This window comes from Anaerotignum lactatifermentans, assembly GCF_016902535.1.
Classification (GTDB): domain Bacteria; phylum Bacillota; class Clostridia; order Lachnospirales; family Anaerotignaceae; genus Anaerotignum; species Anaerotignum lactatifermentans_A.
In genome coordinates, this window is the sequence record NZ_JACSNY010000004.1 from 126,367 (window position 1) to 152,424 (window position 26,058).

Consider the following 26,058-nt stretch of genomic DNA (forward strand, 5'->3'; position numbering starts at 1 on the left):
CTCTTACCGCTCGTGGCCTTTTTCCTTCTGTTTTTCTTCCTCCATGCTCATGAGCCGATCCACATTGGCCTTTGCCGCCAGCAACTCTCGCATTTCCTCACGCGAGCGTCGGTACTCGGCATAGGTCTTTTTCTTCTCCTCCAGCAGCCGAGCATATTCGGCTTGCAGCTCCTTCACTTTTGGGAGTCGCTTGACCCCCATATCATCAAAGGCATTTTTGGCCGCCTGATGGAGCAGGATTTCCTCCTCATGTTCCTGGCGAAATTTCTTGGAGTAACCGGCCTTCCGGTAGGCCACATAGGTGTCACGGGTCTTGGCATAGTTGATGATATGGGTCCGCAGTACGGCGATCTCCGCCATGCGTTTCTCTGCCGCCTTGATTTTTGCAGATAGCTTATTGTGGTGGGCCGTGGCCGCCGCAGACTTTTCCTCCAGCACCGCATACTCCAGCAGGTTATGCTCGGTGAGAAAGTTCACGGTCTGCGCCATCTGTTTCAGATTAAATACCTTAGCCCACCGCACATACCCGGCACCTTTTCCGGCCTGGAGCTTTGCCTGGATGTCAACCAGCAGATTGACCTTCGGCGGATCTGCCTGCTTGACCTGCTTCTGACGGGGTGTATGCTCCTTTTGACCGGCAATGACGGCCAGCAGGTCCTCCAGGGCGTAGCCTTTACCCAGGCTGTCCAGACGGGACACTTTGCTCCAGCCAGAGAGCTTCAGACGGTAGGATTTCCCGCGTTTGGACACTTCGCAGCCGGATTCACGGAGCAGCTTCAGCAGCTCGTTCAAATCAGCAGGTTTTTGTGCCAGAGCATTGTCGATGGCCACGCGCAGCAATTCCCGATGGGAGGGCTTCGCCTGATCCCCCAGCCACTGGTCGTAGCTTTTGCCGTGGGGCTTTGGGTTCTCGACAATGGACAATCCGTTTTCAACACAGATGGTATCGCTCAAGCGACGGACGGCTTTTGTGCTACCCCAAAAGTTGCGGAACTTCCGGTCACAGTCCAGGTTGACGGAACTCCAGATAATGTGGTTATGGACATGAGCTTTGTCAATGTGGGTGCAAACGATAAAGGCGTGTTTGCCCTTGGTGAACCGTTTGGCAAACTCCACGCCCAGCCGGTTGGCTTCCTTCGGGGTGATCTCCCCAGGGCAAAAGGACTGGCGGACATGGTAGGCGATCACATCGTCCGCTCCACGGACCCGTCCGGTGGCAGCGATATACTGTCGCTTTGCCAGCATGAATTCAGCGTCGGCCACACGGCTGTCGCACTCATAGCCGGTGATGAGCCTGCCGTGGTCCGTCTTTTGCGGGTTGGCCACATAGTCGATAATCTCGCTGATGGCACGGCTTTCGGTGCGGCCTTTGCCAATATGCAGAGGCATAATGCGTGTGGTTGCCATGAAGTTTCCCTCCCTTCAAAAAATGGGCAGCTTCAGCTGCCCATCATGTCACAATATGAAATAATCTGCTTCTTTTTCTGTTTGGCGCACCGCAGCGTTGCGGCGGCTCCACCCCAATTATGGAGGACATAGGCCACCACTACATCAACGGTTTCTACCATCCAACGATTTCTGTGAGAAATTGCAAAACGGCGCGGCACAGTTTCCAACGGCGGATATACAGTTCTGTCGTAACCGGAACTTTCCTTCCTGGTGTTGAGATAAGCCAGAACGAGAACCAGCTCAATGTGCGGATACCGTCTCTTTTGCTGTCGCAGAACTGATGCTGCTAAACTGTCAAATGCCCCATATCCTCCAAGGTAAAAGGTAGTTGCTCCTTGCTCAATCAGATCTTGCGTTACGTCGCAAAGCCATTTTTCAACTTTTTCCCCCTCTGAAACCTGTGCATGGCCACAAAAGGTTACAGTCATGGTCAACACCCCTGACCTATCATAGCGCATAAATCGGCATTAGTACAGTTACAGGGACTAATTTTCACGCACCTACCCATATAATACCTTTAGTACAGGGACAGGGACGGTGAGTGAAATTGAAGCTAAATCAAGCAGTCAGCCGACGCCTTTCAGAGCTGCTGGACGAGCGAAATATGACGCAGTATCAGCTGTATATGAAAAGCGGGGTTCCCAAATCCACCATCGGCAATATCATTAACTGTTCCTATGATTCCGTAAAGCTGCGGATCATCCATGAGATGTGCCAAGGGCTGGGAATTGGGATAGATGCCTTTTTCGCATCGCCGCTTTTCAGAGAAGATAATTTGGAACCATAAGACCTCCGACGAACTTCGCCGGAGGTCTTATAATATGCAGAACACCCTCTCCACCAATGGGAGAGGGTGTTTTTTAGCCGTAGACCAAATCCTGTATTGCAAATTTCAAGTGCTGCACTTTACCAAGCAGCCAGAAGGCCAGCTGCGGCAGTCCAAACGGGCTGATAAGGAACGCAATCAGCAGCAGGATAAGGCCGTTTTGCGGGGAGTATGTCACCAGAACCGCCACGCCCAACAGGGCGATCACCATGCTGAGAAGCCCCAGCACCAAGCCGGATACATAGACCAGACCCACACAAATCCAAATAGCTACGGTGAGAAGCAGCACCACCGGTGCAACCACGATCTTCAAAATCAGTTTCATCAAACCAACTAGCAAACCCACAGAACGTCACCTCCAGTTGTATTCTAAATCCATTATGAATTATTTTCTGCCTAACATCAAGGATGCGGACAAAAAGAAAAAGCGGAGGGAGGCGCAGCGAAAAGAACGCCGTTCCTCCCTCCGCAGTTGGGATATTTATCCCTGTTACGAAAGATTGGAGAGCTGGGTCAGGATTTCCTTCACGCCCTCCCATAGTTGCTCCTGCCGCTGGGCTATATCCTCCAGGTCGGCGTCATAGACCCGCCCGGTTTCATGCACACGGCGGGTGAGCTGGTTCAGATTGTTGCTGCTCCGGCGCAGCAGGGACACCAGCTCCTTCAGCTCCGGCAGGTCAAGTTGCACCACATAACCGTCCAGGGCCATCTTCCGCAGATAGGCTTCCCGATTATTGGTCCCAAGTTGGGACATTTTCTGCTCGATCAGCGCCAGTTCCTCCGGGGAGACCCGGAAATTCAGCTGGACTGCCCGTTTGCGCTTCGGGACGCTCACCGTTCCGGCTCCTTTTTCTTATGGGCCAGAGTTTTCGGGGTTGCCTGTTTCGGCTCCTGTTTCAGATGTTTCCGGACAGAGGAACGGGGCTGGCGCAGCTCCTTGGTTCGATCTTCGCTGGCCAGGATGGTGGCATAGGTCCCAGGCAATCCTTTCATGCCGGTAAAGGTCAGACTGCGGAACGGCAGAAGATTCATCAGCCGGTCATGGTCTTTGCTCCCGGCACGATTCAGAAACTCCGGGGAAATGCGGGCCATGTAATGGGTCCCGTGAGGGCTGTTCGGCACATCCGGTGCGCGCAGCTCCCGCAGAATACGTTCCGCCTCTGCCTGGATGTCCGCTGCCGTCAGGGGCTGGCGCATCTGTTCCATACGGACCAGGTCTATAAACCCATCCAGCACGGCGGGATGGCTGTTTACGGCATAGCCGTAGCGGACAGTATCGGAGTTGTCGTTGGGAATGGTCTTTGCCCACGCCTTGTTGCGGGGCGAGTAACGACCATCCCAGTCCTGGAGCTGGACGGTATTGGCCAGAACAAACATCACCCGATCAATACCGTAAATTTCGATCACATCCTTGGCCGCATCTCGGCTGAGGTACATCCCATCGAAGTGTTCCCGTACCGCCGCTTCAATGGCCTCCTTGCACCAGACATTTGCGTTGTTTGAAGCCCGGTACTGCTCCAGCTCCCCATGCTCTTTTGCATAGGAGGCAGAGTGAGGGTAAATGACAGTATTCACATCGTTTGTTTTCATGTTTTTATCGCACCTCCTCATGCTGTTTCGGTTTCTTGTCGGGGTTGCGAGGCGGCACCGGGCGCTTCAAACTGTCCAGCACCGAAGGTCGTGCGCTCTTGGCGATCACGGACTCCGGCTGAGACCGGCCTCTGCCGTCCAGGTTCAGAAGCGTGTCCAGCTCCACCAGACGAGCAGACTTTACCCGCAGATCATCCTCATAGGGGAACGGTTTGCCCACTTCCACTTTGGCGGCAGCCTGCTGCTGGTACAGATCGTCCAGCTGGGCCTTGGTTGCCTCCAGACGTTGGGGCATTTGCGCGAGAGCGTTGTCGATACGGGTCAGGTTGCCACGGGGATCTGTTCCGAGACTTGCCCGGTGGGTCATTTTTCCTTTCAGCAGGAGCGTATATTCCTGCCGCCATGCGTCAAAAAACACCGACATGGCAAAGCCCCGGTAGCTGCCGATCTGCACCGGCTCGGAGTTTTTGATCTCCTTACAGGCGTCCAACAGAGCTGCACCGGCGTTCTCTTTGTCCGTCAGGGTATCCCCCCGGACTTCCATGCCCGCAAAGCCATCCTCCGGGTGAGGATGGGCGGCGAGAGTCTCCAGGTCTGCCTCAAACCCCTGGATATAACCTTTGTGCTTTTCGATTTCCTCCGGGAAGTATTTCAGCAGCTGGTCCTCCAGGCGGTACTGTTTGCTCTGATGGTCAGCCTTCATCAACTTCAGTTTGGAAACCTCCACATCCAGGTCCATGCGCTCCTTGATACGGGGGTCTCCGGCGCACAGGGCCTTGATCTCGGCAAAGGACAGCGCCGTTTCGTCCACATCGTCACAGGAGCGCACCGGACTTTTGCTGGTCATGATTTGCGAAATGAACTTCTGTTTGTTCTCCACCGTCTGCCACAGGTAGGCATCGAAAGTTCCCTCGGTGACATAGCGAAACACGTGAACCAGGGAATTTTGGTTGCCTTGGCGCTCGATGCGGCCCTTGCGCTGGGCAAGGTCTCCCGGCCGCCACGGGCAGTCCAGGTCGTGAAGAGCCACAAGCCGGTCCTGCACATTGGTGCCAGCGCCCATTTTTGCGGTGCTGCCCAGCAGGACACGCACCTGGCCGGTACGGACCTTCGCAAACAGCTCTTTTTTCCGCACCTCGGTGTTGGCGTCATGGATAAAGGCAATCTGATCGGCGGGCATCCCTTGGGCAATGAGCTTCTGCCGGATGTCCTCGTAAATGGTAAAGGCCGGTTCCGGCTTGGACAATGGCACAGACTGCTCAAGGGCGTGAAGCATAGGATTGTCCAGCGACTTGGCTGCCTTTTTGGAAGGGGCAGCCTGGGGCGTGGAAATGTCGCAGAACACCAGCTGGGTCAGTTTGTCAGCCTCGCCGTCCCGCCAGATCTGCATGATATTGCCCACACATTGATTGACCTTGGTGCCGGGTTCGTCCGGCAACGCCTGATTGATAATGCGCTGGTCCAGGCCCAACTTCCTGCCGTCCGATGTGATTTTGAGCATATTGTCCTGGGAGGGGTCCACCGTGCCGCTGTGTACCAGGGAGGCACGCTCGGAGAGCGCCTTCACCATTTCCTGTTGCTGCTCGGTAGGCTGGGCCACGACATTGTGGTACTCCACCTCCGGCGTGGGCAGGTGGAGTTGATCGGCGGTTTTGATGTCCGCCACCTCTTTGAAAAGGTTCATCAGCTCCGGGAGATTGAAGAACTTGGAGAAGCGGGTGCGCGCCCGGTAGCCGGTGCCCTCCGGAGCCAGTTCCAGCGCCGTCACTGTCTCACCAAAGCGCGATGCCCAGCAATCAAAATGGGTCATGTTCAGTTCCTGCAAGCGGTCATACTGAAGATACCGCTGCATGGTGTAAAGCTCGGTCATGGAATTGCTGACCGGAGTACCGGTGGCAAAGATAACACCCCGGCTACCGGTGATCTCATCCATGTAGCGACACTTGGCGAACATATCACTGGACTTTTGGGCGTCGCTGGTGGAGAGGCCCGCCACATTCCGCATTTTGGTGTAAAGAAACAGGTTCTTGTAGTTGTGTGCCTCATCCACAAACAGCCGGTCCACGCCCAGCTGCTCGAAAGTCACCACATCATCCTTGCGGCCCTCGGCCTGGAGCTTTTCCAGTCTGGCCTCCAGGGATTTCTTGGTGCGTTCCAACTGCTTAACCGTAAAACGCTCACCGCCGCTGTACTTTACTTCGGCAATGCCCTCGGTAATCTCGTCGATCTGCTCCTGAAGGAGCCGCTCCTGGCGCTCATGGCTGATGGGGATTTTTTCAAACTGCGAGTGGCCAATGATGACGGCATCGTAGTCTCCAGTGGCAATTCTGGCACAGAACTTTTTTCGGTTGTGAGTCTCAAAGTCTTTCTTGGTCGTAACCAGGATTTTCGCAGAGGGATAGAGCCTCAGAAACTCCGACGCCCATTGTTCGGTCAGGTGGTTCGGCACCACAAAGAGAGATTTCTGGCACAAACCCAGTCGCTTGGATTCCATCGCAGCGGCAACCATCTCAAAAGTTTTGCCCGCGCCCACTTCGTGTGCCAATAACGTATTGCCGCCATAGAGGATATGTGCGATGGCCCCCAGCTGATGGTCACGGAGGGTAATGGAAGGGGTCATACCGCCAAAGGTAATGTGAGACCCATCGTATTCACGGGGCCGGGTGGAGTTCATTTCCTCATTGTATTGATGAACTAAGGCTCGACGGCGCTCCGGGTCTCTCCAAATCCAATCCTTGAAAGCCTCCCGGATAGCCTGTTGCTTTTGGGCGGCCAAAGTGGTTTCCTTGGCGTTCAGCACTCGCCGCTCCTTGCCGTCTGCGTCCTCCACGGTGTCATAAATACGGACATCCCGCAGGTTCAAACTATCCTCCAGAATCTTGTAGGCATTGGCACGGCTGGTTCCGTAGGTGGTATAAGCCGCCACATCGTTTTCGGATACAGAGCTTTTGCCCGTGACCTGCCACTCGGCGGTATAGGCAGCGTAGTTGACCTGAATGGCACGCTGAAGGTAGTACGGTGTGTTGAAGGTTTCATACATGAACTGCTGGATATACTCTTTATTAATCCAGGTAGCGCCCAGGCGCACCTCGATCTCCGAAGCGTCCAAATCTTTAGGCTGGGCGGCGGTCAGGGCCTCTACATTGATGGCAAAGGCCGGGTCCTGCTGTGCAGCCCGCTGTGCCTGCCGTAATTTCCTGCGGACATTGCCGGACAGGTATTCATCGGCGGTCACATAATGGGGAGTGCCGTCTTTCTCCACCTGGCCCGGCACACGGAAGATCACGCCTTGCAGCTCGGAAACCAGCTCGTCACCGGTCTTGCCGGTGAGCTGTTCCATGTACTCCACGTCCACACGGGCTTTTTCTGCGATGGATACAGCCAGAGCTTCGCTGGCGGTGTCCACGGAAGTCACCGCCTCATGGGGCTTGATGGTCCGCTTCGTGAACATATCTGCTTTGTGCTTCAGTTGGCCATTCTCGTCAATGACTTCCAGCGCGCAAAGCAGATAGTAACTGGAATCATCGCCAAAGGCCAATCTGTTTGCCCGGTCATTGATAAGGCCGTACTTGGCGGAGAAATCATCATAGAGCCGGTTCAGCTCTGCCTGCTTCTCCCGGATGTCGTTGTCAGGCGTGGCGGCGTCCATTTGCAGATCAATGAGCTGCTGGACACATTCCCGCAGACCCACCAACCCTTTCACGCGGGCCTCAGCGGTGGCGTTCAGGTCAGGCCGCACCATACGGCTGTTTTCACGGTAATACACATCACCGTCCACAACGGTGTAGGAGTAGTTTTTTACATTGGGGTCAGCGGGAATAGAAGTGTCGATGGCTTCGTCCTCGCCCAGTTCCGGCAGCTCAGCCTCTTGGTAGGTGCCGCGAATATACTTCACGGCATCGTGCAGCTGATCGGCCAGCTCCAGGCCCTCGATGGGGTTCACGGTGTAGTCCATACCGTGAGCGGTGCTTTCTGGTTCCTGTCTACCCAGTACCATCTCGGGGTGGTCGATAAAATAGCGGTTGATGGCAAAGCCGTCCTCGGTCTGTCCGGTCTGCGTCCATTCCTGCACAATGTCCAGCGGACGCTCTCTCCTTTGGAGGAAGATAATGTCGGACACCACATCGGTCCCAGCATTTGCGCGGAAGGCGTTGTTGGGCAGGCGGATCGCCCCCAGCAGCTCGGCGCGCTGGGCAAGATACCGGCGCACGGTGGAATCCTTGGCGTCCATCGTGTAGCGGGAAGTCACAAAGGCCACTACGCCGCCGGGCCGCACCTGATCCAGCGCCTTGGCAAAAAAGTAGTTGTGGATGTTGAAGCCCAGCTTGTTGTAGGCTTTGTCGTTGACCTGATACTGGCCGAAAGGCACATTGCCGATGGCAAGGTCATAGAAATCCCGCCTGCCGGTGTTTTCAAATCCCGCCACGGTGATGTCCGCTTTGGGATAAAGCTGCTGGGCAATCCGCCCGCTGATGGAATCCAGCTCCACGCCGTACAGCTTGCTTCCGGCCATGTTCTCCGGCAGCATACCGAAAAAATTCCCCACGCCGCAGGACGGCTCCAGGATATTTCCGGTCTCAAACCCCATGCGGCCCACGGCTTCATAGATGGCGCGAATCACCGTGGGGCTGGTGTAGTGGGCATTGAGGGTGGACCCTCTGGCGGCAGCGTATTCCTCCGGGGTCAGCAGCTCCTTCAGCTGAGTATATTCCTTGCTCCAGCTTTCCTTGTCGGGGTCAAAGGCATCGGCAAGGCCGCCCCAGCCCACATACCGGGAGAGGACTTGCTGTTGCTCCGGCGTTGCCTGCCCGGTGGTTTCCTCCAGGTATTTCAGCAGCTTGATTGCCTCGATATTGGCCTGGAACTTGGCCTTGGGGCCGCCTTCGCCCAGATGATCGTCGATGATGTGGAAATTCTCGGCGGTGCGGCGCAGGTTCTCCTTGTATTCCCCGTAGGCGGCTTCCTCGGCAGCCCTGGCATTGGGGAAGGTCTGCCACTCACCATTAACTTGGATAGAAATGGGGTGTTCGTCCAGCACTTCATCCGGGGTTTTCTCCGGCTCGGCGGCAGGCGCTGGCGGCTCCGGCTCATTGGTCCGCATGGTTTGAACGATCACATCATAGGGCAGATGGTTCTTATCGCCCGGATAGATGGCCACCGTCTCGGCGTGATAAGCCGGAGTTTCGGCAGACGGTTCGGGGCGTTCCTGCCCAAAACCGTCCAGCTGACGGGCATACAGCCCGCGCAGCAAAGGCGCAACCTCGTTCCAGCGGAAAAACAGCATGGCCAGCCGCTTTTCGTCTGCGTCCAGCACTTCCAGCTCGATACCTTCAGGCATTGTGCGGTAGTCGGCGGTGTCGCCGGTCTCCAGCTCCATCGTTTCCACAATGTTGGGATAGGCTCGGCTCAGCCACAAGGCAACCTCCCGGTTGCTCTTGCCGTTGTGCAGCAGATGGGAAAGCTCCGCCTTGTCCGCCTCACCGATCAGGCCGTGGGCCAGCACATCCCGCAGGTCCTGGTCTACCGCATCCGGGTTTGCCGGAAGAAACTCGGTATAGAAGTCGTTGCGGTTATCCTCCCGTAAAAGCTGCTCAAACCGTTCCCGGCTCTCAGCCCGGTAGATGGGATAGCTCATGCCGGTGGGGAGCAGCTGCACCGTGTCATCCCGCAACTCTGTGATCTGATGGGGACGGTCATCCAGATAGACAATATCACCCACATTGTAGGGAGGAACCGCTGGATCGTAGGAGGTTCGCTCTCGGACCGTGCCACGGGCCGCAGCATATTCTTCATCTGACACAGGAACACGCGAATTGCCAGGAACGGGCTGTTCCTGCTGGTCCGCTTGTGCGGTCTCCCTGGATATGGCCTCCACATCCCGCATGACCTGCTGAATAAAAGGGTCGTTGTCCAGCTTTTCCGGGTCCACCACATGGCCGTCCACAATGCCGCGCTGGGCCAGGGCCTCCCGGATGGCGATGGGGTCCACATCGTCCAGATTATCCTGTTCGACCTGGGTGTAGAAGCGATCCTCCTTGATGAGCTGGGCAATCCGGCGCTGCACCTTGGGCCAGGGCAGCGCCGTTCCTTCGGGGCTTTCCGGGCGGATCGCAAACGGGGTTTTACCATCGCCGCCGTCAAACTCATGGGCCAGCCATGCTGCGGTGTCTCTTTCTCGCGCATGGTCTTTCATGTAGCGGACAACGGCGTGTTTGCTCTCGATTTTGCCATTCCAGCCCTGGATAGCCTTGTCGATGTCATTGTCCGAGAGAGGACGCAGCAGCTCATGGAGCTTGGGATAGGTCTCGTCGATGACTTCCCGGTGCAGGCGCTGCCGGAACTCCGGGGTGTCAGAATAGAGGCGAAGCAGCCCCATATTGCCGGACCCCAGGACAGCACGGCGAATAGCGGTGTTGCCCTCGATCACGGCGTTCTCGTAGTCGCTGTGACCGCAGGCGTTCCGGTATCTGACATCCTGGGTAACAGCCTCCAGCACGATGGGCTTGTATTGCTCATGCAGCTCCCGAAGGGTGGGCTTTGCCGCCTCTGGTTCATGGTCGGCAACTTCCGGCTGCGGCTGTTCCTGGGCAAAAGAAAAAGCAGAGGATGTTTTCACATTCTCTGCTTCGTCTATTCTTTGGATTTGTTCCGCTTCGGAGAGGAACAGGTTTAAGGTCAGCTGTTGATAAGCTCCGCCATCAGAATCTCCTCGGCCTGGGCCTTGCAGGTGTTCATCAGGCCCACCCAGCGCATCGGATCGCGGGCTTTCAGCTCCTCCGTCGCGCCCGCCGACTCCGCCAGCTGGGGCATCATCTGCTCCAGACGGCTGTTCGCCGTCTCGTCGATCTCGATGAGGTGCGGGTACAGCTTCTCGGTCAGCAGCAGCTGGTTGTAGATCAGAGGCCGGTGTTCCTTCAGGTACGCTTTCCGCATCCTGCCGTACTTGCCCAGGGGCTTCGACCGCTGTTCGGTCAGCTTCAGGTCGGGAATCAGGTAATCGCCGTTCCTCGTGTAAGTCAGGTTGTTCTCCATTTGTAACGCTCCTTTCCGCGAGTTGTTTGCGCTCATAGTTCTGGATGGTGACGCCGATTTGCCGCAGCACCTTCTGGTTCATCTGGCTGACCGCCGCTCCCAACGCCCCAACCGTGGCCGGGGTATTGAAGTCGAAAATCGGCATGAAGTCCTCATGCTGAAAATATTGTTCCGTATCCAGCCCACAGCGGGACATCAGGGCGTAGGCGATGCTGACGGTGGCGGCGGACTTAAATTGGACTTCTATGTTGAGATCATCGTACTCCTCCAGGAACGAACCGTCAACGATGTAGCGGAAGTCCTGCTGATGCTCGTCCCAATACTCACTCGCCAGTTTTCCGGCCACATCGGTGAGCTGCTGGGCAAGATCGTCACCGGCAACGCCGTAGTTGCGCTCCAGCATAGCCGACACAGGCCCGATGTGCTGTTCCTCCAGTTGCCACAGCCAGGGGGTGCGGGAATGTTCACGGGTCCCGGTGTCGGAAATATCGAACACATAGCGCAGCCGGGGCCTGTCGCCGGAATCGTCCACCAGAGCGATCCCCTTGGAGCCACGGCGCACATACCGTCCCATTTTTTCATTCCACAGGTTGTACTCGGCGCAGGCGGTGGCGTCCGGGCGCTGGGCGTAAATCATCATCTGTTCATGGAATGGGTATTTGTAGAGGCGGGCGGCAGTAGTGAGAAAGGCCGTCCATTCCTTCCAACTTCCCACAAGCCGGGTTGATACCTGCTCGGCCATCTGCCGGTAAAATTCAGCTTTGGATGGCATGGTTTTCTGTCCTCCCTTCATGTTAAATAGAAATGGGGCGGCACATCAGGCCGCCCCGCTGGGTCTTTGTGTGGTTCTTACTCGTCAAAATCCGGGAACAGCTCCAGCTCGGCAAACTCGGTGTCGCTCATGGTCTGGAGTTTCCCCAGGGCGCTGTCCGTCAGCACCCGCAGCTCGGCTTCCTCCGGCGAAAGCTCGCCGCGCATCTCGGTCAGAGCCTCGATCAGCCCGGTGCGGCTGCCGGTGTTGTAGATACAAAGCAGGTTCGTTTCCTCAAAAGTGAAGTTTCCCATATCAAATCTCCCTTTCCGCGCTCTTTTTGGGCGCTGTCTTTTTGTGTTCCGCCTTGGGCTGGCTTTTCAGCTGCTCCATGACGGACTTTTTCTTTTCCCGGTCCTCCCGGTGGGCGGCGGCAGCCAAATCCATGAGAGAGATAGGCTGGCCGCTGCGGGCCTGCTGTTCCAGCTGGGCCACCGTCGGTTCCTTGGGGCCGTTGTTGATGATACCGTCGATCATGCCATAGTCATCCTCCACGACCATTTCCACATTTTTCAACGGATTGTCCGGCAGGAATCCGGGAACCTGCTCAAAGCCGAAGCTGTCGCAGTAATGACAGGATACCTTGCCATCCCGCTTGATGGCAACGATGTCGCTGACGCTCATGGATGGATGGCGATAATCGGCGGGATGTTCATTGTTGAAGCGGTAAAAGAGCTGTTCGGCGGTATCGCCTTTCAGATCGGAGGGCAGCAGCGGAGCGGTGTAGACCAGCTCATAGTTGTCCCGCTGCACCGTCTGCCCGATGGACTGGAGCCATTCCAGGCCCTCGTAGCGGATGTCCCGCAACTCGTCGGTGTGTTTCACCTGATAAATGGCGAAGCAGTCCCCCTTGTGGGTGAGAAACGCCTGCTCCCGTTCCTCCTGGTGGGCCATGCGGTCCTTGACCAGCTTATCAAACTCCGGGCTTTCCTCCCATTCCTCGCGGGACACGGCGAAGATGCCGTCATGGGCGTCCAGGTCGGCGGTATCAAAGGCCATCGCCGGATTCTCGCCCTCTTGGATAATGTAAACGGTCAGGTCACGCTCCATCAGCTCATAGGCTCGTTCTTTGGAGAGCGGTAGAAGGTCGCTGTCCAGGCAGCCACATTTCTCCAGATCGTCCTGGGTCAGCACCGGGTCCGGCATGGGATATTCGTCCAACGCCAGCTCCATGGCGTCCGGCAGCTGGGCGGCTGCGGCTTCTGCGGTCTGCTGGTAAGCCGCCTCCTGCAAAGTCTCAATCATGGAAAGCGGCGCATACTTGATGGACTTGCCACCCATCTCCAAGTCCTTGCAGATGTGGCTGATAGCTTCAGAACGGCCCATGTCCGGCCCATCCAGCTGGCCTCCGTCCAGCTGCTTCATCGTTTCTGCATCGTAGAGGGTATAGTCCCAGCCGGTGTCGCAGGGCTGAACATGAAGATAGGTGGTATCATCCAGCACCAACAGTGCCTCCCGGTACTCGGCGCTGGGCTGGGGACTTTCAGCGTCGAAAGACAACGGAAATTCCTTATCGGAGTTCCAGGCAGTATCCACGCCCATCGCCATGGCTTCATCGGCCATCTTCGCAAGGTTGGGGTCGGGTTCCAGCTCGTCCAGCTGTTCCGGTTCCAGCCCAGGAACGAGCTGATCCAGACGCTCCAAAAGCTCGGCAGCTTTTTGGGTGGTTTCATCCGGTTCATCCTCGTTCACGATATTCTGGAGCCATTCGCGTACACCGCTGGCATCTCCGCTTCGGAGTGTGGCAGTCAGTTCGTGCAGTGCGTCCTCACGGCTATCTGCATTGTTCCGATACTCATAAGGGTCATAATCGAAAGTGAACTGGTCGATGTCTGCTGCCAGCTGCTCGATAGGGTCCTGCTGCGGTTCCGGGGCAGCGGTCAGGTCAATGCCGCGCTCCTTGCAGATTTCCCTGTAATTGCGCTCGATGTCGTTAATCAGCTCGCAGGAAGTCTTATTGATGGTCTCCAGGCTGGCCCGCAGCTCCTTCAGCTCCTTGTCCTTAGACCAGGAAGCGATATAGCCGAAGCTGTTCTCGCCGGTCTGGATACCGAAATACTGGCAGACTGCATAGGAGATGCTCTCGGCCTCCACTTCCTCGGTGTTGCGGTTCTTGGCGGCCTGTTTCACCGCCGTCAGATCTTCCTCCACTTCCAACCGCCACTCAAACCGATTCTCGTCCACATAGCGCCAGCCTTCCTCGGCGGCGGCCTGTTCCGCCTCCGCTTCGGTGGCAAAGTCCAGGCGATAATCGTGCTTGACACCGCCCTCGCTCACCATTACGATCTTCCAGGTCGGCTCCGCTTCATACTTTTTGGGGTCGTGGAGCTTACTGTGCGCGGTCTCATGGACAGCGGCGGAAACAGTCTGCACCTCGCTCATGCCTTCCCGAATGGCAATCCGCTGCTGCTCGGAGGAGAAATAGCCGTCCATATTGGCTGCCATCGGCTCAAATTCGATGGGGACCGGGGCGGAGCGGCGCAGAGCTTCCATGAACGCCTCATAATGCGGCACTGTCCCGGACAGGCTGGAGGCCAGCTCCGGCAGGGGCTTTCCGTCCGTCTGGCTCACATCGAACACCTTCACCGGACGGAACATGGGAATTTCAATTTCTTTTTCCTCCATGACCGCCTTGCCGTCTGCATCCAGGATGGGCGCATGGGTGTCCGGGTCGCGCTTCATTTCCTCGATCTTCTTTTTGTAGGGCGTAGGGGCAATGATCGTGATGCCATGCTCACCCTTTTTCACATGGCGCTCAAACTGGTTTTTCCACTTATTGAATCCAGCCACCAGGGTGGCGTCCGGGCGCTGCATATAGATGAGCATGGTGTTGTTGACGGAGTAGCGGTGGAACTTGGACATGACGGACAGGTAGCGCATATACTTTTCACTCTCGAACAGCTCCTTGATACCCTGTTCAATGCCTGCCGTGATTTCCTGCAACCGCTCCCGGTTGGTGGGCTTATCAGCCATGAATTTCACTCTCCTTTCCAAATTGGCGATTTCTGATTGATGTTCGGCAATCCACAGCTTTTGTTCCTCCGGGCCGTCCTCCAGGAAAAAATCCAGCAGATAGCCCGTATAGTCCTTTTTCTGAATTGCCTCCATAAAACGGGGATGAGGATTTTCTTCCGGCGTTTTGGGGGAATAGTTGGTTTCCCACTTTCTCAGCAGATGATAGTAGTCAGCCAGGACACGAAAGGCATGGTCCCGATCCTCTTTGAACTTCTGTGCCTCGGTTTTCTGCCGGACATAGCGCCTCCGGGGAGGGGCCTGACTGTCATAAGCCAAGCCAAAATCCTGGGCCAGCTTCTCAGCGGCCTCCTTGGGAGACAGATTGTAGAGCCGTGCGGTGAAGTCGATCACATCGCCGGTGGCTCCGCAGCCGAAGCAGTAGAAGTATTCCTCGTTCAGCTTCATGCTGGGATTTTTGTCATCGTGGAACGGGCAGCAGGCCATGCCGTTCCGGTTGACCTCGATCCCGTACATCTGCGCTGCCTCCCGGACGGTGACAGACTGCTTGACGGCCTCAAAGACACTTTCAGCCATGCTTACTCGCTGCCCTTCTTGGGGGTGGGCGGCCTGTACCCGGCAGCCTTGGCCCGTTCACTGGCCGCCTTGCGACGCTCGGCGCTGTACGGCTCACGAACTGACACGCAGCGTTTAGGGACAAGAAAGGTCTGCCGGTCCTTTTTCACGATCTGGTCCGGGTATTTCTCCGCCAGCCGCCGCAGCTTCTCCAGCAGCCGGGGGTCATGGGTATAGACCTCGGCTGCGACCTCGGCCTGGTTGTAGAGGATGATGGTTTCCTGTTCATAGAGGGAGAGCTTCATCGTTTGCCGCCTTTCTGCCGGTCAAACGCCAGCTTGAAATTGGCGTACTTCCCATCGTCCTCCAGAACCACGGTGGCGTCGTAGGTCTTGCCGGTTTTCTCGGAGTACAGGCCGGTCACATGGGCGCGGCCATCCTTGAGCAGCGCCGTCACGATGGCCTTGGTGGGCTGCTTGCGCTTCAGCTCCCACCACTTGTTGTTTTTCCAGATGGCGAATTTGCAACCCTCGTTCTGGCAGAAGAAACCCTTTTGCCGCTCCGCTACATCACTGCCACAGCGGGGGCATTTGCCCACCACTTCGCGGGGCGGCGTGAACAGGTACTCGGTGCCTTTAATCATCCGATAGGTTCTCACCAGCTCCTGGAGCATGGCGCTGATACCGGCCATAAAGTCCTCCGGGGCCAGCTCGCCGCGCTCGATCTCACCCAGCCGGTACTCCCACTCGGCGGTTAGCAGAGGCGATTGCAGCTGCTCCGGCAGCACGGTGATAAGGGACACCGCATCATGGGACGGCAGGAGCTGTAAGGTTTTCTTGCTCTTTTTGCGCTCCAGAAAGCCGGTGGACACCAGCTTTTCCAGAATCCCGGCGCGGGTGGCCGGGGTTCCCAGGCCCTTGCGCTCGGCATCCTCCGGCATATCGTCCTTCCCGGCAGTCTCCATCGCGGAAAGCAGCGTATCCTCGGTGAAGTGCTTGGGCGGGGTGGTTTTGCCCTCCTTGACGGCAACACCAGAAAGGGGCAGCGTCTGACCTTCAGACAGCTCCGGCAGAGCCTTGTCCTCGATTTCCTTGTCCGGCTCCGCATTTTTCAGCCCAGCACGGTAGGCAACATCCAGCGCCCGCCAGCCGAGTTGCTTCACCGTGCGGCCCTTGGCAGCAAACTCAGCACCGGCGCACTCCACAACAACGGCGGTTTCAGCAAAAGTATAGGGCTGAGCCACAGCGCACAGCAGCCGCAGGGCCACCAGCTCCAGCACCGCCTTTTCGCCAACCGGCAGGCTGGACAGGTCTGCGCCCGGGAGGTTGCGGGTGGGGATCACCGCATGGTGGTCGGTCACTTTCTTGTCATTGATGACCTGGGCCGCATTGCAGGCAAGCTCCATACCAGCGGCAAAGGGCAGCGCCCCAGCGGTGAGCCGGATCAGCTCCGGCAGGCTGGCCGCCATATCCGAAGTCAGATAGCGGCTGTCCGTCCGGGGATAGGTGCAGAGCTTCTTTTCATACAGGTTTTGCAGGTAATCCAGGGTCTGCTGGGCGGTGTATCCCAACAGCCGGTTGGCGTCCCGTTGGAGGGTAGTCAGGTCATAAAGGGAGGGCGGCTTCTCGGATTTGTCCTTGCGCTCCACCTTTTTCACTATGGCAGTCGCACCCTGACAAGCAGTTTTCAGCTGCTGGGCGGCGGCCTTGTCCGCCATGCGCTCCCCGGAAACGGAAAAACCGGGCAGTTCCAGCGTGACCGTGTAAAACGGCACTGGCTTGAAGGTGTCAATCTCGGCCTCCCGCTGGACGATGAGGGCCAGCGTCGGGGACATGACGCGCCCGATGTTGAGGGTCCGGTGGTACAGTACCGAAAACAGCCGGGTGGCATTGATCCCCACCAGCCAATCCGCCTTGGCGCGGCAGAGAGCCGCATCCCGCAGGCCGTCATAGTCCGCGCCGGGGCGCAGGTTCGCAAAGCCCTCCCGAATGGCGGAATCCTCCATCGAGGAAATCCAGAGCCGCTTCATGGGCTTCTGGCAGCCCGCTAGCTCGTAGACGCTGCGGAAGATCAGCTCGCCCTCGCGTCCCGCGTCGCAGGCGTTCACCACCTCGGTCACATCCGGGGCGTTCATCAGCTGTTTCAGCACATCAAACTGTTTCTTTTTGTCCTTGCTCACCACCATCTGCCAGTGGTCCGGCAGAATAGGCAGATCGTCATAGCGCCACTTGGCGTAGTCGGGGTTATAAGCGTCGGCATCGGCCAGCCCAGTCAGATGGCCCACACACCAGCTCACCCGCCAGCCGTTTCCCTCCAGGTAGCCGTCCTTGCGGGCGGCGGCCCCGATCACGGCGGCCAGACTTTGGGCAACGGACGGTTTTTCAGCGATTACCAGCTTCATGGTTTTTCATCCTCCTTTCCCGCAGCCATGCGGTCAGCTGCCGGTGGCAGAATCCCACGCAGGGCTGACCGTCACGGTAATTCCCACAGCCATAACAGGGGTGGCCGGGAGATAAAGAGGGAGAGCGGGAAGTTTCCTTCCCGCCCTCCGGCCTGCGTGTCATCATGCGTTCATAGGGGCTGTCGGTAAAGCGGGTCAAACCGTCTTGTCCTCGCTTTCCTCGTCGCCGCCCCCGTCAGCGTCCGGCTCGTCAGATTCCTCGGTCTCCCAGGGGTCCTCGTCCTCCTGGTCAGTATCGTCCTCGCCGTAGTCGTAATCGTCCAAATTATCGCTGCCCTTGGTCTTGGGCTTATTCTTGATGAATTTGAAGTAGGCAAAGGCACCGCCGCCGCCCATCAGAGCCAGCACAGCCAAAAGCAGGGCCGGATTCAACCCCGTGGGTTTCTGCGCCGGTTCCTCCGGCTCTGCGGTTTCCTCCGGGGTCTCCGGTTCCAGCTCCTTGCCCGTGCAGGCGCTCATATTGGTGGCGCACACCGGGCAGGCCGTATTCACCGCACCGGCCACACATTTCTCCGTACAGGTACAGGTGGCGGGCTGCTCCTGGGCGGTCTGGCCGTCCTCCATCAGCGCCATCAGGTCGGCTTCATCCACCTGGTTTAAGAAGTGGACGGCGGTTTCCTTGTCCTCGTTGGCCCGGTCAATGAGGATGTAGAAGTAGTTGCCCGCCTTGGTGGTGACGGTGATAAGCTGCTTGTTGCCGCCGAAGTCATCCACCAGGGCGGCGTTGCCATCCGGGGTCAGGGCCGGACTGTCCTCGGTTTCCTCCACCACCACATTGGCGTCGTTGGTGGCGTCCTCCGCCGGGGGCTGGTCTGTTCCCTGGGCAAAGGCGGTCACGGAAAGGCCCATCATCAGCACCAGGGCGGCGCAGAGGGCCGAAAAGGTCTTGAAAATTCTCTTATTCTTCATGGTCGGTGTCCTCCTGTTCGTTGTAGTCGGCGGAGGCAGCGGCCATGCCGGGGACCGTGCCGCCGGAGAGCATGGCGTTCAGCTGCTCCGGGGTCAGCCGCAGAGCGCGCACCATCTGGACGATCTCCAGGTTCTCCGCCTCGGTTTTCTGCGCCTCCAGGGTTTTCAGCTTGTCCTGGTACTCCGCGATCTTCTCGCGGACCTTGGCAATCTCCTGGTCAATGCGCTGGATTTTGTTCTTAGCCATTTCAAACACTCCTTTTCTCATAAATCGGCCTTACCAGTTCATCAGGCCGTAGCCCTTGATGCACTCGTAGGACAGGGAATAACTCTTGATCTTGCAGGCGTCGCCAGAATTGCCCTCCACGGTGTAGACCCGGCTGCCGTCTGTGCCGACCACAAGGCCCACATGGTCGGCGCTGCCATCCAGGTCCCAGTCAAAGAAGATGGCGTCGCCGGGGGCGATATTGGCGTAATCACGCCCGCCCCATTGTCCGTGAGACTGGAACCACGGAATACCCTGGGACTGGCAGGCGGCAAAGCGCGGCTCGGACAGCCCCATCTGGCCGTAGCACCAGGACACGAAGCAGGCGCACCATTCCACACGGGAATTGAAGCCGTACCAGCTCCAGTAGGGCTGACCGCCCACATTGCCCACCTGACTTTTGGCTATGTCCACAACGGCCTGATTGCCGGAGCGGGTGCCGTTGACGAATACCACACCGGTCAGGTCCTCGGAGTTGCTCGTATCCGGGGAGCCGCCGCCGAAGATCAGCGGCTTGTTGCCCAGCGTCTGCCGGTACACCTGGTACATTTCCAGCTGTTCCGGGGTCAGCAGCTCCGAAGCCACGGAAGATATGGGCTTGCTGGTGAGCTTCACATTCAGAATGTAATACTCATACGGGACTTCCTCGGTGGTCGTCTCGCCGGTCACGGGGTCCGTGGAAGTTTCGGTGCGGTATCGTATCTCCACTTCCTCGGTAAGCGTCAGTTCATACTGTGCGTCGAACACGCGCTCCAGCTCGGCCTGGGCGCTCTGCCGGGTATAGCCTTGCAGCACGGCGGACAGGTAGGCTGCCAGCTCATGGGGGTCATGCCCGATCATATCCAGGTCATAGCGGTACTCGTCATACCCCGGATGGCTGCTTTCGATGTTGTCGATCTCGGCTTGCAGCGCCGTTTCTTTGGCAGCGTAGTCGGCCTCCACCGCCACCAGCTCAGGATCATCCGACGGGTAGGTGGTGCCGGACACCACGGAACCGATACTCTGCGCCATCATGGAGCAGGAGGACATGGTGTTGAGCAGCATACAGACCAGCAGGAAGATCGCACCCGCAATCAAAAAGCCCTTTTTGTGGCGCATGACAAACGCGCCCGCTTGCCGGGCTTTCTCCTTGACCTTCTTGGCCGCCTTGCCGGTGGTCTCCGCAGTCTTGGCGGTATTCCCGGCAGCTTGACCGGCGCGCTTGGCGGCAGCGTATTCCTTTTTGATGGCCTGTTTCTGCTGCCAGCGGGAAATGGGGTTGCTGGCAAGCTGGGGATTTTCCCGCAGGGACTTCTGATACAAGGCGTTCACATTGGCCTTCTCCAGCTTCTGCTCGGCCTGGACCGCCTTGCGGTAGGGCTTCAACTTGTGGCTGCGGTAGCCTTCCCGTGCAAGCCTAACGCCGGTCTCGGCAGCCTCCTCGGACTTGTGGGCGCTCTCCACGCCCACATTGTCCTGTTCGGTCTCCCGGATTTCCTTGTGGAGCTTCCCCAGAGCGGCATTGGCGGGGGTATCCCGCACCGCATGGGACAATTTGGAGGGCGGCTTCTTCTTGTCCTCCAGCACCAGCTTGGTGGTCACTTTGCCGGTCTCCGGGTCCACCGTCTTTTGCCGGACCTGCTTTTTGGGAATTTTGGCCTGCGCCTTGTCTGCTTTGGCGGCGGCCTTATCCGCCTTACGGATGGGCTTCTCCAGCACCGGGTCAGCCCGTTCCTCGTCCGTAAAGCGCAGGCGCGGTTCCTTATTCAAACCATTCCCCCAACATGAGGGAGGCCGTCATGTAGCGCAGCTCCACATAGACGGCCAGCCCCACAGGGTCACGGGAGGGGTGCTGAAGCAGATGGGCGTAGATCTGCGCCACCACATTGGCCAGCAGCTCGGACTGCCCGCCCTCGAAGATGACGATGGCCGGGACGCCGTTCATGGCGCACCAGATTTCCGTCAGGCGCAGCAGGCCCGCTTCGCCGTTCTCGTTCAGCTCCGCAGCCTGATCCGCCGCCGTGCGGGTCTCGCTGACGGCATCGGCCAGCTCGGTGAGCAGATAGGTGCGCTCACCCTCCAGGGCATCGTCAAAAAACATCATGGTATTCAGTTCGGTGTTGGGTTTCATGGTCATTCATCCTCCTTTTTCAGTTCCTGGGGTTTGGTGGTCATAATGCGGTACAGCTCGGTGTTCTTGGGGAAATGGTCCACGAAAGGCAGGATCGTGGAGCCATAGAACAGCAGGCCCTCGCCCTCGCTGGAGTGGGTCACATAGGAAAGCTGGTGAGGGGAAATGCCCAGTTGCTTGGCGAGAATCTGCCGGTCCCCGCCCGCCTGGTTGAGCATATACACGAAGTCGGAGTTCTCAAAGATGTTCTCCACCTCGCGGGAAGAAAGCAGGTCTTTGACATTCTGCGTGATGCCGGTGGGGATGCCGCCCCATTTTCTGAACCGCTTCCAAATCTCCACCGTGTAGGCGGCGGTCTGTTCCTCTTTCAGCAGCAGGTGCATCTCGTCGATGTAGTAACGGGTGGATTTGTGGGCAGCACGGTTGATGGTAACGCGGTTCCACACTTGGTCCTGGACCACCAGCATACCGATCTTTTTCAGCTGCTTGCCCAGCTCCTTGATGTCGTAGCAGACAATGCGGTTGTTGATGTCCACATTGCTCTGATGGTTAAACACATTGAGCGAGCCGGTTACATAGATTTCCAGCGCCGTGGCGATGTACTGTGCCTCTTTTTCCTCCTGTGTCCGCAGCAGGTTGTAGAGGTCCTCCAGGATGGGCATATTCTCCGGTCGGGGGTCATTGAGATAGTCCTGATAGACCAACCGCACACAGCGGTCAATGATGGTTTTCTGCACCGGCTGCAAGCCCTCCTTGCCGCCCACGATCAACTCGCACAGGGATAAGATGAAGTCGGACTTGAGGGACAGCGGACTTTCATCGTCCGAGTAGTCCAGGTTCAGGTCCATCGGGTTGATGTAGTTGGTGCTGGTGGGCGAAATCTTGATGACCTGCCCATGCAGGCGCTCCACCAGGGGCGCATACTCGGCCTCCGGGTCGCAGATGATGATGTCATCATTGGTGAGCAGGAAGCAGTTGGCAATCTCGCGCTTTGCGCTGAAGGACTTGCCGGAACCAGGGGTGCCGAGAATCAGGCCGTTGGGGTTTTTCAGCAGTTTTCGGTCCACCATGATGAGGTTGTTGGACAGGGCGTTGATCCCGTAGTACAGCGCCTCTTTGCCGTTCTGGAAAAGCTCCTGGGTGGTGAACGGAACGAAGATGGCCGTGGAACTGGTGGTCAGCCCCCGCTGAATCTCGATCTGATTGAGGCCCAGGGGCAGCGCGGACATCAGCCCTTCTTCCTGCTGGAAGTCCAGCCGGGTCAGCTGGCAGTTGTACTTCTGTGCGATGGAGCTGGCCTGGAACACATTGTTGCCCAGCTGCCGGGGATTGTCCGCCGTGTTCAGCACCAGGAAGGTCACAAGGAACATTCGCTCGTTCCGGCTCTGCAAGTCCTGCAAGAGCTTCTTGGCCTCGGCACCGTAGGTGGCGAGGTCGGACGGGATAATGTCCATGTCATATCCAGCGCGGACGGCCTTTTTCTGTTCCTCGATTTTAGATTTATCCAGGTCGGTGATTTTCCGTTTGACCGTCTTGATGGCCTTGATCTGGTCTACGGACTGGATATGCAGGCTGACGATCAGAGAGCTTTCCATATCCAGAAAATCAGCCAGCATCCGGTCATTCAGCTCCGGGGCGAGGATCTGCAAAAAAGAAACAGCCCCGTATTTTTTACCCATACGGAACTGTTTGCCGGTGCGGAACTCGAAGCCGGACGGCGCGATGAAATCCTTGGTGGACAGACCGGACGGAGCCAGCCAGTCCCATTCAAAGCGGAACGGCACCTGTTCATCCATGTGGAAAATGCCGTGAAGCTGTGCCAGCCGCGCCTTGCCGTCCAGGGTCTCGGCGGCCACGCCCAGGCGTTTGAAGTTGTTGAGAATGTCGGTCTCAATGCGCTCCAGACGGGGCTTGGCGGCCTTGAGGCTGTCCGCGTCGATGCCGAAAGTCAGGTACTTGGTCTTGATAAGACCATTGTTGCCTCTTGCCAGCTGGTTTTGCAGCATGCTGGTGTACTCCACCCGGATGCTGTCAAAATCATCCCCCTGGAGAGGAATGTTGATGGCGCGGGCAAAGGTCTCCTCAGAGGCTGCGAGGTTCAAAAAGGACAGCTGGAACTGAATGGAGCTGTCGAAGTAGTTGAGGAAATCACACCAGCCCTCGAAGATCGCTGTCTTGTCCTCGTTCTGCGAGAGCTGATAGTTGATGTCCTGGAACTGGATGGTCTTGGTGTAATGGCCGTCTGCCACCCGGCAGATGCCGTCCGGCCACATCCGCTCATAGGGGATGCTGTCCTGGGCCGACTTTTCTTTCCGGTCCGTGCGATTGGCGCGGGCGATGGCGGCCTCGATCTGCTTTCTGTCGGCACGGGACAGCTTTTTCATCTTTTTCTGATTAACCGGCTGCGCGGTCTTTTCGTCTTTTCCGAACAGCCGGTGCAGCCAGCTTTTGATTGCCGTGAACAATGTCATACACCTCCTTGTCGAGTTTTTCCTGCCGTTCCAGAACGGCATAGAAGTTGTTGGTCTTATACGGGCGCTCCTTGGGCCGGATGACGGCCACCTTGATGATGTTGCCCACGATCTTTTCCAGGGGCTGACCGTGTTTTTCATACATCGCCAGCATGAAGAAGGGCAGCATGACCAGCATCATACACATGGCCGCCACGCTGTTTCCCGCAGGCCCCCGGAGCAAAAAGAAAAGCGGTACGCCGATAAGCGCCCCGCCGCCGAAGCAGACCAGCTGCCTCTTGGTCAGGTTAAATGCAACCTTGGTTTTGACTTTCGTCAGGTCTTTGGGTACGGGTACATAAGCCAAAGGGATTACCTCCTTCCTGGTTAATGTGCATTGAACACGGATTTTGCGAGGCTGCCGGTCTTAAAGAGCGTAAAGCACAACAGGACCGTATATCCCACACAGCTCCAGATGGCCATGATGACATCCGATTCGGTGGCAATGTTCTGTACCAGCACGGCATAGATTGCCACACAGACGATGATAAGAAATGCCTGGAAGCCCAGAGCGATCAGAGAGCGCAGATAGTTCTGGCCCATGCCGCCCCATTCCTTGCCCATCATGGTGGCCATAGGGATTGGGGCCACCGAGGTCACAAGGTAAATCTCAATCATACGGCCATAGATCACGATAAAGATACAAATGTAAAGCGCCCACATGGTAATGCCGATAAAGAGCGACTGGAACCACAGGCCGAACAGCGGCCCCAGGTCCATATCCATCAGCCGGGACTCCATATCGGTCATGACAGAGGAGATGTCGATGGAAGCGTCGGAACCGATGATGCCTGCCGCCTGCGCCACCACGCTTTGAGCTGCGTCAAACACGCCCATCACGATGTTCCAAGTGTTGGAGACGATAAGAATGGCAGCGGCAGATTTGAACACCCACTTGAAGATCATCCAGGTGTCCACATCATGTAAGTTGTTCTTGTCGGTAATCATCTGAATCAGCTCCAGCGTCATCACGATAGCCAGGATCACGCCAGCAATCGGCACCATGATGGAGTTGGAGAGGTTCTGGATCATGCTGAAAATACTCCCGTTCCAGCCCTGCGGGGTCTGGCCCACCTGCGTCGCAATGTCTGCGACCTGCTGGTTCACGCTATCGAACATCCCCGATAAGTTGCTCATAATGCCGCCTACCAACATTTCCTTGAGCCAGTCAGTAAGGGCATCGAGTAAGAAATCCATACGGTGTCAACCTCCTTTCAGCCGCCCCCGCTTTGGGGCAGGGGCGGCAAGGATTTCTTATGACAGCTTAACGACGGGAGCGATCAGACGGTGAACAGGCCGGAGAGCAGGGGTACGAGGACCATGCCGACCACGGCGACGCCAGCGCCAGCCATGAGCTGCTTCATGCCCTGGGACTTCGCGCCGGGGTTGTCGTTGCCGTAACCTTCGAGGAGGTTGATGACACCCCAGATGCCGAGACCAGCGCCGAGAGCGATAACGAGGGTCTGAAGAACGGTGATAGCCTGATTGAAAAATGCCATAAATTATAGTTAGCCGGAATCATTTGAAAAAGGTTGATTTAGTCATTCATAGGCATACAAAAGCCGGAACAATCTGCCGCCCGGTTTCCGGGGGCTGATTCCGGCTGTCCTCCTTTTTTCATTATTTTTTGGTAATTGTCCGCTTTGTACGCCGATGGCCCCGAAAGGGCGGTTGAGGCGGGTAGATAAGACCACTCCTTTCACAGCGGAACAGATTTACGCGCCCTCTGCGTCTACTTCATACACATCGTAGACTTCGTTGGGCTTGAGTTTGAGCCGAGCAGACAGGAACGCCTCAATGTCAAAGGCGTTTTTGGGGTCCGCATCGGCTGTGAGCTTAAAATTGGGGTGCTTGGTGATGTCGTACTTGTCCGAAAGGAAAGGCCGCACACCACGCAGCTGGAGGATACACTTGCCGCCGTCCATAACGGCCAGTTCGTCCTGGCTCATAAGCTCTTTGCCGAGCTTCTGGTAGTTGAGAGAGTGGGAGGTTTCCCGCCCACGGCTCTCGCCGGTGTTGTAGGTGTCGATGGTTTCCTTGCCCAGCACGGCGGCCAGCTCCTTGAGGGTAGTCGGTTCCTTGCCGCCCAGGAAGATGGAGGTATCCATGTTGCCGATGATGGTATCGGCGTTGTCCTTGTAGATGGCTTTCAGCTGGGACTGCGCCTGCAATACCAGACAGGCGGAGATCTCACGGCTGCGGATGGTGGCGACCAGTTTTTCCAGCTTGGGAATTTGGCCGATGTTGGCACACTCGTCAATGAGGCAGCGCACATGGACCGGCAACCGCCCGCCGTACACATCGTCCGCCTTTTCACACAAGAGGTTGAACAGTTGGGTGTAGCACATGGAGATCAAAAAGTTAAAGCTATCGTCCGTGTCGCTCATAATGAGGAACAGGGCGGTTTTCCGATCTCCCAGAGTGTCCAGCTCCAGCTCGTCGTAGGAAGTGACCTCCCGCAGTTCCGCAATGTCGAATACGGCAAGGCGCGCACCGCAGGAAATCAGAATGGATTTTGCGGTTTTGCCCGAAACGAGTTGTCAAGGACTTTTTAATCAAATTCACAA

The 26,058-nt window shown here is 57.3% G+C and carries 21 protein-coding genes and 2 pseudogenes; 2 read left to right on the forward strand and 21 right to left on the reverse strand.

From position 1 onward, the window contains the following. Positions 1-3: 3 nt before the first annotated feature. Positions 4-1,407: a relaxase/mobilization nuclease domain-containing protein gene (locus H9X84_RS04640; RefSeq protein ID WP_205133102.1), complete on the reverse strand. Its 1,404-nt coding sequence runs from the start codon at positions 1,405-1,407 to the stop codon at positions 4-6. 32 nt (positions 1,408-1,439) lie between these two features. Next, complete coding sequence (locus H9X84_RS04645) at positions 1,440-1,877, reverse strand: hypothetical protein (RefSeq protein WP_205133101.1); 438 nt, start codon at positions 1,875-1,877, stop codon at positions 1,440-1,442. Positions 1,878-1,990: 113 nt separating this feature from the next. Between H9X84_RS04645 and H9X84_RS04650 the strand changes: the two genes are divergently transcribed. Next, positions 1,991-2,236, forward strand: a complete 246-nt coding sequence (locus H9X84_RS04650; protein WP_330634401.1) for a helix-turn-helix transcriptional regulator — start codon at positions 1,991-1,993, stop codon at positions 2,234-2,236. 73 nt (positions 2,237-2,309) lie between these two features. Here the strand turns inward: H9X84_RS04650 and H9X84_RS04655 are convergent, their stop codons facing one another. From H9X84_RS04655 to H9X84_RS13040, 5 genes and pseudogenes are all read right to left on the reverse strand, one after another. Then, positions 2,310-2,600 (reverse strand): CD1845 family protein, encoded by a 291-nt coding sequence (locus H9X84_RS04655; protein WP_205133215.1) that lies wholly within the window; start codon positions 2,598-2,600, stop codon positions 2,310-2,312. Positions 2,601-2,765: 165 nt separating this feature from the next. Next, positions 2,766-3,110 (reverse strand): plasmid mobilization protein, encoded by a 345-nt coding sequence (locus tag H9X84_RS04660; RefSeq protein WP_205133099.1) that lies wholly within the window; start codon positions 3,108-3,110, stop codon positions 2,766-2,768. Continuing rightward, positions 3,107-3,844 (reverse strand): annotated as a pseudogene (locus H9X84_RS13370) (DUF3849 domain-containing protein); the annotation flags it as partial. The pseudogene H9X84_RS13370 and the gene H9X84_RS04660, both read right to left, overlap by 4 nt. Before the next feature lie 25 nt (positions 3,845-3,869). Then, positions 3,870-10,241, reverse strand: a complete 6,372-nt coding sequence (locus H9X84_RS04670; protein WP_330634403.1) for an SNF2-related protein — start codon at positions 10,239-10,241, stop codon at positions 3,870-3,872. Positions 10,242-10,540: 299 nt separating this feature from the next. Beyond that, on the reverse strand, positions 10,541-10,897 hold the full coding sequence (locus tag H9X84_RS13040; RefSeq protein WP_243423536.1) for a TnpV protein: 357 nt from the start codon (positions 10,895-10,897) through the stop codon (positions 10,541-10,543). 154 nt (positions 10,898-11,051) lie between these two features. On the opposite strand from H9X84_RS13040, the gene H9X84_RS13045 reads away from it, so the two are divergent. After that, a complete protein-coding gene (locus tag H9X84_RS13045) occupies positions 11,052-11,624 on the forward strand; it encodes a hypothetical protein (RefSeq protein WP_243423534.1) in 573 nt (190 codons plus the stop codon). 122 nt (positions 11,625-11,746) lie between these two features. Here the strand turns inward: H9X84_RS13045 and H9X84_RS04675 are convergent, their stop codons facing one another. From H9X84_RS04675 to H9X84_RS04740, 14 genes and pseudogenes are all read right to left on the reverse strand, one after another. Further along, entirely contained in the window at positions 11,747-11,962 is a 216-nt protein-coding gene (locus H9X84_RS04675; RefSeq protein ID WP_205133096.1) for a transposon-transfer assisting family protein, read from the reverse strand. 1 nt (position 11,963) lies between these two features. Further along, a complete protein-coding gene (locus H9X84_RS04680) occupies positions 11,964-15,257 on the reverse strand; it encodes an LPD16 domain-containing protein (RefSeq protein WP_205133095.1) in 3,294 nt (1,097 codons plus the stop codon). 2 nt (positions 15,258-15,259) lie between these two features. Beyond that, positions 15,260-15,541, reverse strand: coding sequence for an immunoglobulin (locus H9X84_RS04685; protein ID WP_205133094.1), 282 nt, complete (start codon positions 15,539-15,541; stop codon positions 15,260-15,262). After that, positions 15,538-17,637 carry a type IA DNA topoisomerase gene (locus tag H9X84_RS04690; RefSeq protein WP_205133093.1) on the reverse strand — a complete coding sequence of 700 codons (2,100 nt, stop codon included), beginning with the start codon at positions 17,635-17,637 and terminating at the stop codon, positions 15,538-15,540. Before H9X84_RS04690 ends, H9X84_RS04685 begins: the two co-directional genes overlap by 4 nt. Beyond that, complete coding sequence (locus H9X84_RS04695) at positions 17,618-17,836, reverse strand: hypothetical protein (RefSeq protein WP_205133092.1); 219 nt, start codon at positions 17,834-17,836, stop codon at positions 17,618-17,620. Before H9X84_RS04695 ends, H9X84_RS04690 begins: the two co-directional genes overlap by 20 nt. Next, on the reverse strand, positions 17,833-18,606 hold the full coding sequence (locus H9X84_RS04700) for a DUF4366 domain-containing protein (RefSeq protein WP_205133091.1): 774 nt from the start codon (positions 18,604-18,606) through the stop codon (positions 17,833-17,835). The genes H9X84_RS04695 and H9X84_RS04700 overlap by 4 nt, the downstream gene beginning before the upstream one ends. After that, the gene (locus H9X84_RS04705) at positions 18,596-18,853 is read right to left on the reverse strand and encodes a DUF4315 family protein (RefSeq protein ID WP_205133214.1); all 258 of its coding nucleotides are present in this window, start codon (positions 18,851-18,853) and stop codon (positions 18,596-18,598) included. Before H9X84_RS04705 ends, H9X84_RS04700 begins: the two co-directional genes overlap by 11 nt. A 30-nt stretch (positions 18,854-18,883) precedes the next feature. Next, on the reverse strand, positions 18,884-20,620 hold the full coding sequence (locus H9X84_RS04710) for a CD1108 family mobile element protein (RefSeq protein WP_205133090.1): 1,737 nt from the start codon (positions 20,618-20,620) through the stop codon (positions 18,884-18,886). Further along, positions 20,613-20,981, reverse strand: coding sequence for a DUF3851 family protein (locus tag H9X84_RS04715; protein WP_205133089.1), 369 nt, complete (start codon positions 20,979-20,981; stop codon positions 20,613-20,615). The genes H9X84_RS04710 and H9X84_RS04715 overlap by 8 nt, the downstream gene beginning before the upstream one ends. Positions 20,982-20,983: 2 nt before the next feature. After that, positions 20,984-23,365, reverse strand: a complete 2,382-nt coding sequence (locus H9X84_RS04720; protein WP_205133213.1) for a VirB4-like conjugal transfer ATPase, CD1110 family — start codon at positions 23,363-23,365, stop codon at positions 20,984-20,986. A gap of 10 nt (positions 23,366-23,375) precedes the next feature. After that, positions 23,376-23,798: a PrgI family protein gene (locus tag H9X84_RS04725; RefSeq protein ID WP_205133088.1), complete on the reverse strand. Its 423-nt coding sequence runs from the start codon at positions 23,796-23,798 to the stop codon at positions 23,376-23,378. Between the two features lie 20 nt (positions 23,799-23,818). Continuing rightward, positions 23,819-24,688 carry a VirB6/TrbL-like conjugal transfer protein, CD1112 family gene (locus H9X84_RS04730; RefSeq protein WP_044943085.1) on the reverse strand — a complete coding sequence of 290 codons (870 nt, stop codon included), beginning with the start codon at positions 24,686-24,688 and terminating at the stop codon, positions 23,819-23,821. 83 nt (positions 24,689-24,771) lie between these two features. Then, positions 24,772-24,990 carry a Maff2 family mobile element protein gene (locus H9X84_RS04735; protein ID WP_027644084.1) on the reverse strand — a complete coding sequence of 73 codons (219 nt, stop codon included), beginning with the start codon at positions 24,988-24,990 and terminating at the stop codon, positions 24,772-24,774. 216 nt (positions 24,991-25,206) lie between these two features. Next, positions 25,207-26,031, reverse strand: a pseudogene (locus H9X84_RS04740) (VirD4-like conjugal transfer protein, CD1115 family); the annotation flags it as partial. Between the last annotated feature and the right edge of the window lie 27 nt (positions 26,032-26,058).

Coding starts and splice junctions, on each gene's coding strand:
- H9X84_RS04640 (WP_205133102.1), bottom strand. CDS start 1,407: ATGGCAACCACACGCATTATGCCTCTGCATATTGGCAAAGGCCGCACC.
- H9X84_RS04645 (WP_205133101.1), bottom strand. CDS start 1,877: ATGACTGTAACCTTTTGTGGCCATGCACAGGTTTCAGAGGGGGAAAAA.
- H9X84_RS04655 (WP_205133215.1), bottom strand. CDS start 2,600: ATGAAACTGATTTTGAAGATCGTGGTTGCACCGGTGGTGCTGCTTCTC.
- H9X84_RS04670 (WP_330634403.1), bottom strand. CDS start 10,241: ATGGGGCTGCTTCGCCTCTATTCTGACACCCCGGAGTTCCGGCAGCGC.
- H9X84_RS13040 (WP_243423536.1), bottom strand. CDS start 10,897: ATGGAGAACAACCTGACTTACACGAGGAACGGCGATTACCTGATTCCC.
- H9X84_RS13045 (WP_243423534.1), top strand. CDS start 11,052: ATGCTGAAAATATTGTTCCGTATCCAGCCCACAGCGGGACATCAGGGC.
- H9X84_RS04675 (WP_205133096.1), bottom strand. CDS start 11,962: ATGGGAAACTTCACTTTTGAGGAAACGAACCTGCTTTGTATCTACAAC.
- H9X84_RS04680 (WP_205133095.1), bottom strand. CDS start 15,257: ATGGCTGAAAGTGTCTTTGAGGCCGTCAAGCAGTCTGTCACCGTCCGG.
- H9X84_RS04685 (WP_205133094.1), bottom strand. CDS start 15,541: ATGAAGCTCTCCCTCTATGAACAGGAAACCATCATCCTCTACAACCAG.
- H9X84_RS04690 (WP_205133093.1), bottom strand. CDS start 17,637: ATGAAGCTGGTAATCGCTGAAAAACCGTCCGTTGCCCAAAGTCTGGCC.
- H9X84_RS04700 (WP_205133091.1), bottom strand. CDS start 18,606: ATGAAGAATAAGAGAATTTTCAAGACCTTTTCGGCCCTCTGCGCCGCC.
- H9X84_RS04705 (WP_205133214.1), bottom strand. CDS start 18,853: ATGGCTAAGAACAAAATCCAGCGCATTGACCAGGAGATTGCCAAGGTC.
- H9X84_RS04715 (WP_205133089.1), bottom strand. CDS start 20,981: ATGAAACCCAACACCGAACTGAATACCATGATGTTTTTTGACGATGCC.
- H9X84_RS04720 (WP_205133213.1), bottom strand. CDS start 23,365: ATGAAAAAGCTGTCCCGTGCCGACAGAAAGCAGATCGAGGCCGCCATC.
- H9X84_RS04730 (WP_044943085.1), bottom strand. CDS start 24,688: ATGGATTTCTTACTCGATGCCCTTACTGACTGGCTCAAGGAAATGTTG.
- H9X84_RS04735 (WP_027644084.1), bottom strand. CDS start 24,990: ATGGCATTTTTCAATCAGGCTATCACCGTTCTTCAGACCCTCGTTATC.